At 53.5% G+C, this 15462-nt stretch carries 10 protein-coding genes; 6 read left to right on the plus strand and 4 right to left on the minus strand.

Annotated features, from left to right (window positions below; all coding sequences use genetic code 11):
* Position 1 precedes the first annotated feature (1 nt).
* The 5 genes from B0O95_RS01880 to B0O95_RS01900 all read left to right on the plus strand — a co-directional run bounded on the left by B0O95_RS01880 (position 2) and on the right by B0O95_RS01900 (position 8767).
* Positions 2–1693 (plus strand): hypothetical protein, encoded by a 1692-nt coding sequence (locus tag B0O95_RS01880; RefSeq protein ID WP_104076384.1) that lies wholly within the window; start codon positions 2–4, stop codon positions 1691–1693.
* Positions 1690–2568 (plus strand): hypothetical protein, encoded by an 879-nt coding sequence (locus tag B0O95_RS01885; protein WP_104076385.1) that lies wholly within the window; start codon positions 1690–1692, stop codon positions 2566–2568. The genes B0O95_RS01880 and B0O95_RS01885 overlap by 4 nt, the downstream gene beginning before the upstream one ends.
* Positions 2569–2743: 175 nt before the next feature.
* Entirely contained in the window at positions 2744–4579 is a 1836-nt protein-coding gene (locus B0O95_RS16005) for a hypothetical protein (protein WP_199180408.1), read from the plus strand.
* Positions 4580–4668: 89 nt separating this feature from the next.
* Entirely contained in the window at positions 4669–6408 is a 1740-nt protein-coding gene (locus B0O95_RS01895) for a methyltransferase regulatory domain-containing protein (RefSeq protein ID WP_104076386.1), read from the plus strand.
* A 13-nt stretch (positions 6409–6421) separates the two neighbouring features.
* A complete protein-coding gene (locus tag B0O95_RS01900; protein ID WP_146063962.1) occupies positions 6422–8767 on the plus strand; it encodes a contractile injection system tape measure protein in 2346 nt (781 codons plus the stop codon).
* A gap of 57 nt (positions 8768–8824) precedes the next feature.
* Here B0O95_RS01900 and B0O95_RS01905 read toward each other — a convergent pair whose 3' ends face one another.
* The 4 genes from B0O95_RS01905 to B0O95_RS01920 all read right to left on the minus strand — a co-directional run bounded on the left by B0O95_RS01905 (position 8825) and on the right by B0O95_RS01920 (position 12761).
* On the minus strand, positions 8825–9526 hold the full coding sequence (locus B0O95_RS01905) for a hypothetical protein (protein WP_104076593.1): 702 nt from the start codon (positions 9524–9526) through the stop codon (positions 8825–8827).
* A gap of 117 nt (positions 9527–9643) precedes the next feature.
* Positions 9644–10414, minus strand: a complete 771-nt coding sequence (locus B0O95_RS01910; protein ID WP_104076388.1) for a hypothetical protein — start codon at positions 10412–10414, stop codon at positions 9644–9646.
* 42 nt (positions 10415–10456) lie between these two features.
* Positions 10457–11869: a hypothetical protein gene (locus tag B0O95_RS01915; RefSeq protein WP_104076389.1), complete on the minus strand. Its 1413-nt coding sequence runs from the start codon at positions 11867–11869 to the stop codon at positions 10457–10459.
* 148 nt (positions 11870–12017) lie between these two features.
* On the minus strand, positions 12018–12761 hold the full coding sequence (locus B0O95_RS01920; protein ID WP_104076390.1) for a hypothetical protein: 744 nt from the start codon (positions 12759–12761) through the stop codon (positions 12018–12020).
* Positions 12762–13271: 510 nt separating this feature from the next.
* Here B0O95_RS01920 and B0O95_RS01925 point away from each other — a divergent pair.
* Positions 13272–15458: an ATP-binding protein gene (locus B0O95_RS01925; protein ID WP_233203022.1), complete on the plus strand. Its 2187-nt coding sequence runs from the start codon at positions 13272–13274 to the stop codon at positions 15456–15458.
* The last annotated feature ends 4 nt before the right edge of the window (positions 15459–15462 follow it).

Genomic DNA, 15462 nt, shown 5'->3' on the forward strand with positions numbered 1-15462 from the left:
TATGACGCTGCAAAAAGCCATGTGCCGGATATTGGACGCCCGTTTGGAAGTTAAAATTGCCGATTTGAAAAAGCGCTTCGGGACCGGCAGAAAACCGAGCGAGTGCGATTATGTTAACTTGTTCAACGTGCTCGAGGCATTATGTGATGCGCTGGACATGGCGCAGGATCTAACAAAAGTTGTGCCGGGTGATGGACTGCGTTTGGAACAAGACCGTCTCGTGCTGAATTTGGAGGCAAAGGGTGGTTTGAAAATCAACGCATTGGCGCCGTATCTGTTTGCCGATTTCGACGGCGACACATGTTTAGCGGCCGATGACAAAGGTATTTATGTTAAATGCCGCCCCGTGCTTCATGATGGCGAAGGCCCTCTGTCTGTGCAAGCGGGGTTCGGCGTAAGGGTCGAAGCGGTCAATAGTGTCAAAAAAGTGGTGCCGCAAGGCGTGAAACAACCCGTGGGCGGTATTCAGGCCACAGAGGATGGTTTAAGGTTAGAGGTAGCCACCAATACTGGGCTTGCTACTCAAGAGGGGTTGGCGTTGAAGTGCGGCAAAGGCATGAGCGCCGAGCAGGGGTTGCAGATCGTGCTGGCTAAGGAGACAGCGTTAGCGCTCGATGCCGATGGTCTTCGTGTGTGTACAGGCAAAGGCAATGCGCTGCAGATTGACGAGAACGGTCAATTGGCGCTTAATCCAAAAGTCTCGGTGAGCACGTTTGAAAAGATGTCATTCACCGAGCGTCAAGAGATATGGAAGATTTTAGAAGCGACCGCTCAATCCCCTGCGATCGGTAAACTGCGTATTGTGAGTCAGTCCGAAGATGAACACTTGAGTGGCATCCTCAACGATCACGAAAAAATTGGGCTGGCCAGAGTTTATTTTGTGCCAGCTGCTTCAGAGCAACCGGCTCAGGCAGTCACGGGTGATTTGGCATCGGTCATTGTTCAACTCAAGGAGGCATTTCGGACAGGAAAGTTACCGTGTCCCGAGCATTACGTGTCATGGTTCAATGTGCTCGAAGCGTTGTTTGACGCGCTGGGCATGACGCAGGATCTAACGAAAGTCGTACCGGGTGATGGCCTGCGATTGGAACACGACCGTCTTGCGCTGAATCTGGATAAGAAAAGCGGATTGAGTGTCGATCAACAATCATGCCTCACGGTCTATCTTGACGACAGCACATGTTTAGTGGCCGATGACAAAGGGATTGATGTGAAGTGCCACCCCGTGCTCCATGATGGCCAAGGCTGCCTGGCTGTGCAAACGGGGGGCGGCGTGATGGTTGAAAAGGTGGACGGTGTCAAAAAAGTGGTGCCAAGCAATTGGCAAAGCAATAATCAACCCGTGGGCGGTCTTCAGGCCACGGTGCAGGGTTTAAAGGTGGCGGTGGCCAGCAGCGGGCTTACGACCCGCGAGGGGCTGGCAGTGGTCTGCGGTGGCGGTGTGAGTGTCCAGGACGGGTTACACGTCGCGCTGGCTCAAGACACAGCGTTGGCGCTCGATGCAAACGGACTCCGTGTGCATACCGTCGAAGGCAACGCGCTGCGACTGAACGACAGTGGTCAATTGGCACTTGATCCGAGCGCTTTGGTCTCGGTCGAAACGTTTGAAAAGATGCCGCTCGCCCAGCGTCAAGAGATATGGCGGATTTTAGTGAAAGCAGGTGAAGAAAAAGAGGAGGATGAGTTGACATGAATCCAGACGATGAAAACGGCAGGCCGCAGAATACGCTCGTTCGAAATAGCCCGCTGAGAGACCGGATTGCAGAGCTGAAAGCATATTTTCAAGCGGGCCAGGTCCCGACTGAAGCTGATTTTTCCGAACTATTGGACCTGTTGCAAGAAGCCTGTCAAGCAGTGGGGGCAGTGGATCGTAATCCGGGAGCTGGTTTGCAGCTGTCCCCGCCGCCGACAAAATTGGACGGCCCATTGAAGCTGAGCGTTAAGTGTGACGGCCGGACAACTGAGTTAGGCGCGGAGCAAGAAGGATCAAAGGCACTGAAACTGAAAACGAACCCGGACGGCGCGTTGCAGGTTTCTGATGATGGAAAGCTTCAACTTGTTTTCAGTTCGGAATTGGAGGGGGAAGGTTTGCTTCAAATCCAAACGGGGCCAGGACTGGAGATTATGAGGAGCGCGGGGAAAGAAACCCTTGCGATAAAGTTGCAAGAGGATAAAGGTTTAAAGTTTGACAGCACAAACGGAGGCAGCGTGCAGATCCATTGCGGGCCTGCTATTAAGGTCGATAAAGGGCCACTTGAGATTGTATTAGGCGAAGGGTTGAAGTGGAATAATCAAGATAAAAATCTTGAAATTGATCTGGCAAAAGATAGTGGTTTGGTTTTTAATGGTGAAAATGCTGTCGATTTGCTGCTTAATCCACAAGAAGATAACGTGATAGAGAAGGTCGAAGAGAGTGGCCAAAACGCTCTGCGCGTAAAGAAAGATGCGTTGCTTTGTGATGTTGCTACATTTAGAAAACTTGATGAAGATTCAGATAAAGGAGGCCGCACGCTCCTGAATGAAATTTATCGGCTTCTGCAGGAAGCTGCGCAGGATGATCCAGGATAAAGCCGGACAAACGAGAATGCTGCACGTAGTGGAAAAAGCGGTAAAGTATTACTTTTAATGCTTGACTGAAAAATAGGGCGATTCGACGAAAGTTGATGAAAGCGTTAAGTTTAGATAACGGAGTACATTCTTCGTATCAACGTGGAATCAGCGGGACTCGATCGAATAGTGAGTAATGGAACCAGATAAAGATCCCGGTACGAAAAAAAATGTCGATGAGGAGGGCTTCTCTACAGAGGGCCCCTGGTCGCTATCAAAGCTGAAATCGTGCTTTGAAGCCAAACATGTTCCACGGCAGGAGCACTTCGAGGCCATTTTGGATGGACTGTCGAAATGTTTTAAGGCCATTGGTATCGATTCAGAGGGAAAGCCAGAATTGCCTGCAAATGGGCTATATTTGCAAAATTCGAAAAAATTGCCCAACGATAACTATCAATTATCTGTGTACTTGGATGAAAAACGGTCCATGACCAGCAAGACAGGTAGTGTGGCTGTCAAGGTGGACAAGGATCGCAGAATCGGTTCGGATGATAAAGGTTTGAAATGCATTTTTAGCGACGAGTTGAAGGGCGAAAATAACAAAAGCGGTGTAACGATGCTTGCCCTGCAGGCGGGCTACGGGATTGAGGTAACAAAGGGTGGTGAAGGTGGTAAGGGTAAAAAAGTCAAACTGAAAATCAAGAAAAACGACGCATTAGTCTTGGATAAACAAGAGGGACTGGGGTTGAAATGCAAGGAGAACAGTGGATTCAAGCTCGATTCTACCTTGCAGATCGATATACTTAAGGAAAAGGGGCTGGTCATCCCGGATGAGGGAAGTAATCAAAATAAATTGAGTGTTCAGCTTGATAAGATAAGGGGCGTGGAATTTAATGGCGGGTTAAGTCTGAAACTCGATGCTGAGAGTCATTTTGAAGGCCTTTCAGAAGGGCTTTGTTTGAAGCAGGGCGATATATTTTCGAAGGAGGTTTTTGAGGGCCTTGGAAAAGAATCATTGAAGAAAATATACAATATACTTCGTTCTGTTTTTGATGAGGATGGTGTGCCGTTTGGACCTGAAGCTAAGGATTTTTTATGGGCGGATGCCGCTTGCAATCATTACGATAATTATCGCTCGAATGGTGGGTGGTTTTCTGTCTTGACTCGTGATGAAAGTGGCAAAAAAAATTCATTAATGTTTTTGGATCAGGGGGAAAGAAAGGATATTGGGGAGGGGGTCGGGGATTCAATTGTCATTATTGATAATAAATTGATTGGCATCGGCGTATGCGAAGAAGAATCTGAACTTCACTGTATAGATTTAAGTACTACACGCTATAGGGATGAAAAATTTCAACTTGAACCGAAAACTTGTTTTTGTGGGCCGTTGTGCTTTAGTTCAGATGGGGGGCGGATAATTTTGTTGGATAGCGAAAAGAAAAATGTCAATGTATATTATTTTAGTGACGAAGGCGGTGGTGACGAAGGCGGTGGTGACGAAGGCGGTGGTGACGAAGGCGGTGGTGACGAAGGCGGTGGTGACGAAGGCGGCGGTGATGAGGGCGGTGATGGTGACGTAAAGAAAAAATACGAAAAAAGTGACGATTTTATCTTTAATGATGGTCTTCCTTTCCATGTTGTTCCAACCTGTGTAGCGTTGAGTGGAAACGGAAAATTTGCAGCGGTGGGGGACGAAGAAAAAATATATTTTTTCAAAGAAGGGGATGGAAAAAAATGGACTAAAGAGTACGAATGTGAGTTGCCCCATTCTGCGCTGGCCATCGGTGAGAATGGAGATTATTTCGCCGCGATAGAGGAAGATGTCATTGGGGTTTATAGAATTAAACGGGAAAGCCCTACTGCTCTGTCTATTGATAAAGTGCAAACGCTTGATTATTCCGCGCGGTCCATCTCGATGAAGATAATAGAAAAATCGAAAGAAGAAAAAGAACAGTATCTTGTTGCAATCAAAGCAGCCAATGACGAGGCCTCACCTTTGGGGATGGTCTTCAAGGGCTCAGTCATCGTGTGACATCACAGTTTGATGATTGTGTCACGCGCCTGAAAGGGGGCCTGTATGAGCTGGCTGAATGGCAGGCTGTTCCACTTCTCGGAGAGCTTATGTTAGAAACTCAACTACAAGTTGATGAAGCTGTTCAAGACACCGCGGCAACAGCGCTTGCGCCTTTTGTCTCCACGTATGACCGCTTGCCGTACACTTCGTATCCATTCGAGCAGACACACCCAGGAGCACTGGCTGCGCTGGCAGGACTGTTCGGACTTACCGCGCCGCCAGTGCGTACCGCGCGGATTCTGGAGCTGGGTTGCGCGGCTGGCGGAAATTTGATTCCGCTCGCCGCTGAATTTCCTGAGTCGGTGTGCGTGGGTATCGATCTGTCGCCAGTCCAAATTGAGGATGGGCAACAACGCATTGCCTACTCGGGTCTGCGCAATGTGCGCCTCGAGTGTCGCGACTTGCTCGAGCTTCCTGGCACATTGGGCCTATTCGATTACATTATTTGTCACGGTGTCTACAGCTGGGTGCCGCCCGCGGTACGCGCGGCGATTATGCAAATCTGTCAACAGCATCTGGCCCCCGACGGAATCGCGCACGTTAGTTATAACGTGCTGCCGGGTTGGCGGCAGCGGCAGGCGATTCGGGATGCGTTGTTGTGGCACGTTTCAGCGGATGCGGAACCAGCTCAGCAGCTCGAGCAGTTGCGTGCAATGCTGAGCTTTTTACGAACGCATGCGTCGTCCGATTCGAAGTATGGCTCGGCAGTATGTGCCATCATCGACGATTTGACGCAGCGCTCAGATCCGTATTTGATGCATGAATATCTGGCTGCAACCAACGCACCGTGCCTATTCAGCGAATTCGTGCAGGCGGCCAAAGGGCTGGCGTTTCTGTGCGAAGCGCGCTTAACCACCATGCTGCCGGAGTTGAGCGCCCCCGAGCGGGCAGCCGCAATCCGCGCGTGGACGGGCGACCGCTTACTGGCGAACGAGCAGGTGAATGATCTCGTCTCGGGTCGCCCGTTTCGCGAAAGCTTGCTTGTACATGATCATTGGGCGATTGATCGCACATTGCGGGCTATGCATATGGATAAGATGCACGTCGTTTTGTGTGAGTCTTATCGGTTCGAGCTGGAGAATAATGCTTGGGTGTTGCATGCTCCTCAAGGTCAATATCGGACGTCGGACCCCATTGTGCAGGCGGCTTTAAATATGCTTATCTCACGGTACCCGGCTTCGAGTACGTTGGATGAACTGAGCGCGGCTGCGGTGGAATCTGGCATTTCAGAGCCCGTTCGAGCGGCAATACGTGACGCGCTGTTTTACCTCGTGGTGGGCGGGCTTGCGATCGCGCGCACGGAACCGGTGTGCGCACAACCTGCGAGCACGCTGGAATGCGCGGTACTGGAGGATAAACTGGACGCGACATTTTGCTGTGCCAGTGCGCTGGCGCGCAGCGATGCCGCCGCCGGCGCACGGGCCACGGCGAACCTGCTTCACCGGCCTGTGCAGCTTACAGCCATTGATATCCTTTTGTTACCTCGCTTGACGGGGGACATGTCGATCGCTGCGCTACTCACAGCACTGTCGGGTGCAGTGACAGAAGAGCTGCTCAAGTTTGCTGAGCACGGCGATGTGTCGCTGCGTGAGCTACTCATCGCACGTTTGCGGCATTATGCGCGAGCGGCATTGCTGGTCGCACAGGCAAAGGACGAACCAGGCGGTAACCGGCAGGATGCCGAGCACGACCAGGTGCAAGCGATGACCTTATCAGGAAAGGTGTCAAGTACAGCCGGGCAATCGATTAATGAAGCGATTGTCTCGTTCAGTCCGCCAGAAAATTGACTGGAGAGCAGCCGTGTCCAAAATTGACCGACTGCGCTTATCGTTCAAGGCTGAGCAGTTCGATGGTCACGCGTTGCTGCGTGAATGTAGTCAGTTGTTTCACCAGCGTGTGCTTGCTGATCTCGATCAGCTCATCCATCGTTTAGCGAAGCGAACCTCCCGTCCCAGACTCATCAAACGGCTGGTGGTTGATCTGGGTGTGTTGGACGCGTCCGTCTGGAAAGAGCAATGGCGAACGCGTTTGCTGCAGCGAGTGGAGCAGGCGCTTATCGAGGAATTGGCACGTGCTGAGCAAGACAGGGCCAATGACGATTCGATGACACCGCATGATGAATCCGAGGCGTGGGTTCACTGGCTGCAGATGGGCGTTGAGACAGCGTCAGCTGCACCGTCTCTTTCCGCGATGAGTGTGCAGGCACATCCAGCGATGCCGGCAGCGCCTGTGACACAGCTCACCGAGAGCGCTATGCGCACTGTGCGAACCCGTCTGCAACAATGGTTGCAAGCGAACCCGGTATTGCGCCCAGCAGTGCGTCACCGGTTGGCGCAGCTGTGTGCGATACCGGCGCTACAAGGTATCTGGGCTGCCTACGAGGCTCAGCACCCCGAACCGGCTAAGCTAGATAGCCTAACCCATGCGGCACAAGGCATTCCACTCACCACATACTCCTCGGACGCTATTGCAGACTCCAATCGGCCGACTCCGGAGGCCGTGCCCGCGCAGCAAGGTACCATCTGGCCAGACGCATCCGTGCGCGCACCGGATATGTCTTATCGGATGAACCCCGCGATCGTGCCGAACGAACCAGCTGGCTTTAGCGCTGGTTTTGGGTTGCTCTGGCCGCTGTTGCCGGGCGTGTTTCGTGCGTTTGAAAGCAATAAACCGGCGACGGATACGGGTGATGCATTGCTGTGGGCTGCGTTGGAGTCTTTTCAGTCACATCCGGCAATGCCGACATCTTCCGCAATGCAGATCACCGAGAAAGCCATACATATCGCACGAACCCGTCTGCAACAATGGCTGCAAGCGAACCCGGTATTGCGCTCAGCAGTGCGTCACCGGTTGGCGCAGCTGTGTGCGATACCGGCGCTACAAGATATCTGGGCTGCCTATGAGGCTCAGCACCCGGAACCGGCTAAAGCGGATAGCCTAACCCATGCGGCGCAAGACATTCCATCCGCTACACGTCTACCGGATGCTATCGCAGGGCCCGATCGGCCGGCTTCGGAAGCCGTGCCCGCGCAGCAAGGTGCCATCTGGCCAGACGCATCCGTGCGCGCACCGGATATGCTCTATCGGATGAACCCCGCGATTGTGTCGAACGAACCAGCTGGCTTGAGCGCTGGTTTTGGGCTGCTCTGGCCGCTGTTTCCGGGTGTGTTTCGTGCGCTTGAAAGCAATAAACCGGCGGCGGATACTGATGATGCATTGCTGTGGGCTGCGTTGGAGTCTTTTCAGCCACATCCGGCGAGGGCGACATCCTCCGCAATGCAGATCACCGAGAAAGCCATACATACCGCGCGAACCCGCCTGCAACAATGGCTGCAGGCGAACCTGGTATTGCGCCCAGCAGTGCGTCACCGGTTGGCGCAGCTGTGTGCGATACCGATGCTACAGGATATCTGGGCTGCCTATGAGGCTCATCACCCCGAACCGGCTAAAGCGGATAACTTAGCCCGTGCGGCGCAAGACATTCCATCCGCCACACGTCTACCGGATGCTATCGCAGGATCCAATCGGCCGGTTCTAGAGGCGGTGCCCGCAAGTACCGTTCGGCCAGATGCACCCGTGTTACCAGATACTCCCGATCGCATGAACAGAAGCCGTGACCGGAACGCCGCGTTCGTACCGGCCGAGTTTGCCGTCTTAAACGCGGGTCTCGTGCTGCTGTGGCCGATGTTGCCAGGCTTGTTTCGCACGCTTGCGCTACTCGATGATGCCAATCACTTTATCGATGTCAGCGCACCGTCGATTGCTGCGGGTTGGCTTGATGAGCTGGCTTGGGGTGATGACACGGTCGCCGAGTGGCGCACACCGGTTAATAAACTACTATGCGGTGTGGCACTGGACGCTATGTTACCCGATTGGCAGCCTGACCCAACGGTGAGGGTGCAATTGAGCGGTTGGCTCGCGGCGTTGCCATCTCGCCTGCCGGGGTTGCATCGCTGTGGTGTGACTGACGTGCGACAATTGTTTCTACAACGTCCCGGCATGCTGACGCATCAGCCCAATAAGCGCTGGACGCTGCAGGTTGAACCGCACGCGGCTGACGTGCTGTTACACGCAATTCCGTGGCCACTTGAGCAGGTGTGGTTGCCATGGTGTAACGATTTGTTATGCGTGGAGTGGAGCAGATAAAGAGTAAGTGTCTACCGCACTCGTCTTGCTGAAGGTGAGTGTGGTAGGCCCTACGGACTACTTGCCCCCTTCCCACTTAAAGGTGGTACTGGCGGCGAGCGTGGTTTGCAAGGGATTTTGCTCGTCATACCCGCTTTTGAAGTAGCCGAGCGTATATTCGATGCCATTCTCGATGTTTTGATCTTCAGGGAGGGTGAACACACCGTTCCCCTTGTTGGTGTGGATTGGCACCGGCGAGAAGCATCGAGGTCTTTTATAGTACAGTTCAGACACCGTAGAACCTTCCCACAGTCCGACCCAATCGTTGTCGTCCTTCGGATTCATCCCCCTCGGCACGCAGAGCCGGTACGACAACGATGCAGGGCCGATCTGGGTTACCGAAAACGATAGGCTATCCGTGGGGGAGGATACCGTGAATCGACCGTCGCCTACACCTTCGATGAGCAGCGTGGCGACAATAGCCCTAACGTTGTCATTTACCGCGTAGGCCATTAAGTACGGCTCTTTACTTAACGAAAGCCCCGTGAAATTGGTGGAGGCGTTAGGTTCGTTGCGACTGATGGACTGCGATCTGAAAGGCGTGATTTTGACGAGAACGTCCTCTCCCTTTGTTTGCCAGAGATAGACGGTATTCTTGTTAGTCTTCGGCTGGTTCCCCGGCAGTGTGTCATAGCGAAAGGGGATGATTCTCGGCTTGATGTCCTCCGCTTCGACAGTGAACTGAGTGATCGAAGTTGCTTGGGAGGAGGGCTCGTCCATCATTTTTCCCTCTTAGTTTGAGAAAAAGGACCGCTTACGTTTGACTGACTTGGCGCAGCTGAACTCAGGCGCGGGCGTCTGCCAGGCCCCTTCATCCGCCCGGGTGCTGCCCGGCGTTTATGGGCCGGTAAAGATGGTAACGGCGGCGAGCGTGGTTTGCAAGGGATCTTCCTTACCGCCCCCTTCTTGATTGTTCTTCTTATCTTCTTCCTTACCGCTCCCTTCTTTATCGACTTTCTTATCTTCCTTATACCCGCTCTTGAAGTAACCGAGGATGTATTCGATGCCGCTCATGAGGTTTTGGCCTTCAGGCAGGGTCAGTCCACCGTATCCGCTGTTGATGTCGCTTAACACCGGTGAGGAGAATAGGGGTTTTTTGTAGTAAAGTTCCGATATTGTAGAGCCCTCCCACAGTCCGACCCAATCGCCATCGTCCTTCGGACTCATTCCTCTCGGCACGCAAAATTGGTAACACAATGATGTCGAGCCGATCTGGGTCACCGAGAACGCCAGCTTATCTTCTGGGAGGGATACGTCAAATCGGCCGTCACCCACACCCTTGATGAGTAGCGTGGTCACCACGGCGTTCACGTTATTCGCTACCGCGTAGGCCAACAAATACGACTCTTTAGCCAGCGAAAGCTCGTCGAAGTTGGTAAGGTTATCGGCCCGATTAGAATCGATGAGCATCGATTTTAGCTGTGGGTCTTCATGGAAGGGGACCTCTTCCCCATTCGTTTGCCAAAGGTAGACGATATTCTTGTTTGCCTTCGGCTGATTTCCAGGCAGCGTGTCATAGCGAAAGGGTATGATTGTTGACTTGATGTCTTCCGGCTCGACAGTGATTGAAGTGAGCTGAGAATGAAACCTACCTGGGCTTATTATCATATTGCCTCCTAGTTTAAGGTCTACCCGGATGCTGCTTAGTGCTTAGGGGCCCTTGAATTGGACAATGGCGGCGAGCGTAGTCCGCAAAGATTCTTCCGGGTTATCCGGATTGGATCCGCTTTTGAAGTAGCCGAGCATGTAGCTGTCGCCACTCACGAATTGCTGGCCGACAGAAAGAGTCAACCTATCGGTCCCGTGGCTGTCGTCGATTGTTATCGGCTTTAAGCCAATAGGCTTTTCCGCAGGGTTATAAAGTTTTGACACCGTAGTACCCTTCCACACTCCGATCCAATCCCCGTTGGCCTTCGCTCTCATCCCCGCCGGCATACGGAAACTGTACGACACCCTTGCCGTATCGATAGAGGTCACCTTCAATGAGAGCGCCTCGTCACTGGGTGCCGGGATGATCTTGTAGCACTTGCTGTCCTCCTGGTACTCTAGACGCTGCGTGGTCACAACAGCATTCACTGTTGGGCTCACCGCGTAGGCGATCAAGTAATTCGCCTGATCCAACCCAACGCTAAAGTTCTGGAAACCTTTGACTGAGTCGGAGGTGATTGAATGCTTTTGTGAGTCCGCATCCGTTGAGGGAACTGTCCAACCCTCTTTTTGCCAGAGGTAGACGGTATTTTTATATGTTTTCGGCTGATTTCCGTCTAGCGTTTCATAGTGAAAGTCAATTTTAGTCGAGTCGATGTTGATGAGATCGACGCCGAACTGGGTGAGGGTAGGCTTCGGAGGCCCCTTGAAGAGGACAACGGCGGCGAGCGTGGTCCGCGAGGGTTTTTGCGTATCGTACCCGCTCTTGAAGTAGCCGAGCATATAGTCGTCGTCGATCTCGAATTGCCGGGCGTGAGGAAGGGTTAATTCACCTGTCCCGTTGCTGTCGTCGATTAATATCGGCAAGAAGTAAAGGGGCTCCTGCGTATCGTCGTAGAGGTTCGATACCGTGGAACCCTTCCACACTCCGATCCAATCCCCGTCGTCTTCCGCGCTTGTCCCGCGCGGCATGCGGAAGCTGTACGACACCGTTGTTGGATTGACACTGGTCACCTTGAACGAGAGTTCCTCCGCCTCGGGTGGCGTGATGACCTTGTATTTACCGTCGCCCAGAGGCTCTAGACGCTGGGTGGTCACAACCGCATTTTTTTCTTTGCCCACCGCATAGGCTATCAAGTAATTTCGCTTAGATAACCCTTCAATAGGGGTAAGGTCCTGGAAGTCGCTGGATGAATCGATGTCGATTGGATGTTTCCCTTTTAGGTCCACATCCGATGAGGGAATATCCCAATAGTCTGTCTGCCACAGAAAAACGGTATTTTGGTATGTATGTGGCTTATTCCCATCTATCGTGTCATAATGAAAAGGGATGGAATTAGGCTGAACTCTTTCCCCATCGATTTCGAACCTGGTGAGAACAGCTGGATCATCAGGAAGCTGGGCTAACGTCATCATTTTTCTACTCTTCGTGTTTTTGATTTAAAGAAAGTGATTCACTCCTTACTGGAACTATGGAACCATCTCAACCTTCTACCTTTCCTCATCTTAGGGGCAAGGGAGAGGGTGCCCGGGTAGCCTCAGCTACCCGGGCGCGGCTCAGTGCTTAGGGGCCCTTGAATGTAATAACGGCGGCGAGCGTGGTCCGCTTGAGCGCATTTGAGTTCCCACTTTGGGCTCCGCTCTTGAAGTAGCCGAGCATATAAGTGGCACCACTCTCAAATGATTGACCGCCAGGAAGAGTAAGCCTATCGTTCCCGTAGCTCTGGTCCATTGTTAGCAGCTTCGTGCCAATGGGGCTTTTGGTAGTGTCGTAGAGGTTCGCTATCGTGCTACCCTTCCACACGCCGACCCAATCCCCGTTTCCTTGCGCGCTTGTTCCATTCGGTGCGCGAAAGCTGTACGATACCGATCTCGTAGTGGGATCGTCATTCAGTTGAAATGAGAGCGCCCCATCACTCTCCTGCGGCTCGATGACTTTGTATTTACCGCTTCCCTGAGCTTCTATGCGCAGTGTGGCCACGATAGCATCGCGTGTGTTATCCACTGCGTAGCCTATCAAGTAATTCCTATTAGCCAACGGAGTATAAGGAGAAAGATCGCCGAAGCTGCTGGGTGAGTCGTTGGTGATTTGAACTTTCCCCTTAATGTCTTGTTCCGATTGGGGAACAATCCAAGAGTCTACCTCCCACAGGAAGACGGTATTGTGGTTTTCCTTTGGCTTATTCCCAGTTATCGTATTATAACCAAAGGAGATATTATCCGTCAAAACGTCTTCATCCCTCATAGCGAAATGGGTGAGAACAGTTGGATCAGCAAGAAGTCGAGCTAAAAACATCATTTTCTCCATTTTTCGGTTTTTACTAAAAGGCAGTTGGATACTTCTTATTGGGACCACGATGCTTTCTCAACTTTCTGCCTCTTTCCATCCATTGAGAATGGCACCGCTAAAAGCCCGCATACGTTTGACTTGCTCGATGCAGCTGAACTCGTCATCGATGAGGTGATTGTCCCGTCAGCTTGAGTCCCCTGACCAACCAGCAGCGAACTCACACTTACTTTAGTCCATGTTTGAAAATAGTCAATGACTAAATCTCCTAAGATTTTGTGGAGTTTAGTACTGTTCATTATCTGTTCTTTTTTCGTGCCACTGATACATTTATTGTTGCAATGTTGGGTCATTTGGTGAAGTCCACGTCTTTTGCGATGAAATCTGATTCTTTGTGGCAAGGTTGTGAGGCCAAAATAGGTGTTGTGAGATCTGTAAGGAACGTGCATATTGACGCGTGAGACCTGCAAATTTCGACGAAAGTTGAATTGATCCAAAGATGCCGGCACCAATCAGCGTGATGTGGCTTCAATGAAAACTCTCTCGACTGACTTGTTAGACGCCCTTGCATCGGGCGCTGGGCAACCCGATACGGTTGATTTGTCCAATGCGCCGCCTGCGGATGCATGCGTGGCACATGCGTTCGAGGCGCTGGGGCCATGGCTCGAATACGTCGACCAGGCGCTGCAGCACCTGCTAGTGTGGCAGCACCAACGCGAAGACGACCGCTTTAACATAGCGGAGTTGCTGCACACAGAGGAGGCGCTTGAAGCCACACGCACGCAACCGCGCGGCATGCCGCATTGGAGTACAGCGAGCGGCGACGTTCCCCCGTGGACAACGCTGTGCGCACCCGTGCCGCGCGGCCGGCTCGCCAACGTTATCGACCGATTCGGGCTGACGCATTTTGAAACCCAGGTGCTGGTGCTGTGCTTATTGCCGCTCATCGAGCCACGCTACCGCGCACTGATTGCTTATTTGCAAGGTGATGAAGGCGCGAGTTGGCCTGGCGTGGAGCTGGCGTTGACGCTATTTAGCGCCACGCCGGTGGAGCGTATCGCACACCGCCACCAACTGTACTCGAGCGCGGGCAGCCTGTTGCCCAATGAGCTTGTGCATACGGCCGAGCGCAATGGTCGTGCATGCGCGCGCGACGATGCAGCCTACCTGCGCGTGAACGAGACCGTGTTTCGCTATCTCAGTGGGGCGGACGCGATGTCGCTACCCATGGCACTGACGGAGCTCGCGCAATGGCGCCCGACCTCACACGCCGAAGAGGCGCTGCGTCACGGCGCGTGGGCCGCGTGCGCGGAGCAGATTGCGACGTTCTGTTTCGGGACCGGATCACGCGCCATGCCCACCCCATTATTACTACTGCAAGGGGGCGATGGCAGCCAGGCGCTTATCGCGCAGCTAGCCAGCGAGGCAGGCCGCCCAGCTCTGATCGTCAATCTGCGGGCGTTGCCAGACGATGCGACGGATGCCTGGCCGCTGCTACTGGCGGCGCTGCGTGAGGCGCGCTTGCACGGCGGCATACTGGTATTACAGCACATCGCCGAAGGCGTATCTCGGCACGGGCCGCTACTCGAGGCGCTGGAGCCACGACTGGCGCGGCATGGTCAACCCATCGTGTGCTTATTGCCTACGCAGGAAACAGCAGAGGCGTTCGCAAGCCTGCCGAAGTTGCGCCTGACGATGCCGCCGCGCATGCACGAGGATAACGTGCGGTTGCTGCAAGCTGGCTTGGGAACTAGCAGTGATGGGTGGGATCTGGCGGGCTTGCTTAAGCGCACACGGGTCAATCCGGACACCCTGACTTCAACGTTGCAGGAGGCACAAGGCTATCGGGCACTGCGTGGGGCGCAAGCGCCGCTCGCGGAAGCTGACCTGTGCCAAGCGCTGCGCGTGCGGGGCCAGCAACACTTTGGGCAACTCGCACGGCGCATGCAGCCGCAGCGCACCCTCGACGACCTGATCGTGAACGAGAACCTACGTGAGCAGCTGCACGAGATTCTCGTGGCCATCCGGCAGCGCGATGCGGTGCTGACGCGCGGGTTTGCCCGCAAAGTAGGCTATGGCACTGGCATCAGCGCATTGTTTTATGGCGAATCGGGCACGGGCAAGTCGATGGCCGCAGAGGTACTCGCCGGGGAGTTAGGGCTGGATCTGATCCGAGTGGACCTGTCGACAGTGGTTAACAAGTATGTCGGCGAGACAGAAAAGAATCTGTCGCAGATCTTCGATCTAGCGGTGGCGGACACGGGCGTATTATTGTTCGACGAGGCGGATGCACTGTTTGGCAAGCGCAGTGAGGTGAAGGACGCGCAAGACCGGCACGCGAACATTGAAGTGTCGTACTTGTTGCAACGGCTGGAACAGTACCCTGGGCTGGTGGTGCTGACGACGAACAACCGTGCGCACTTGGATGATGCGTTTACACGTCGCTTAACGTTTATTACGCGTTTCGAGACACCCAATGCCGTATTGCGTGAACGCATGTGGCGGGCGATCTGGCCGGAGCAGGTGGCGGTGGATCAGGAAGTGGATTTTGCGCGGCTCTCGGCGGCCACGGAGTTAACGGGAGCAGGAATCCGGAACGTGGCGTTGCTGGCGAGCTGGCTTGCTGCCGAGCAGGATCGAGCAGTCAATTGGGTCGATATCGCTCGCGCGGTGCGCCGCGAGCTGAGCAAGACGGGGCGGATCATGCCGCAGCTTTAAGTTA

Source organism: Mycetohabitans endofungorum, from assembly GCF_002927045.1.
Lineage (GTDB): Bacteria > Pseudomonadota > Gammaproteobacteria > Burkholderiales > Burkholderiaceae > Mycetohabitans > Mycetohabitans endofungorum.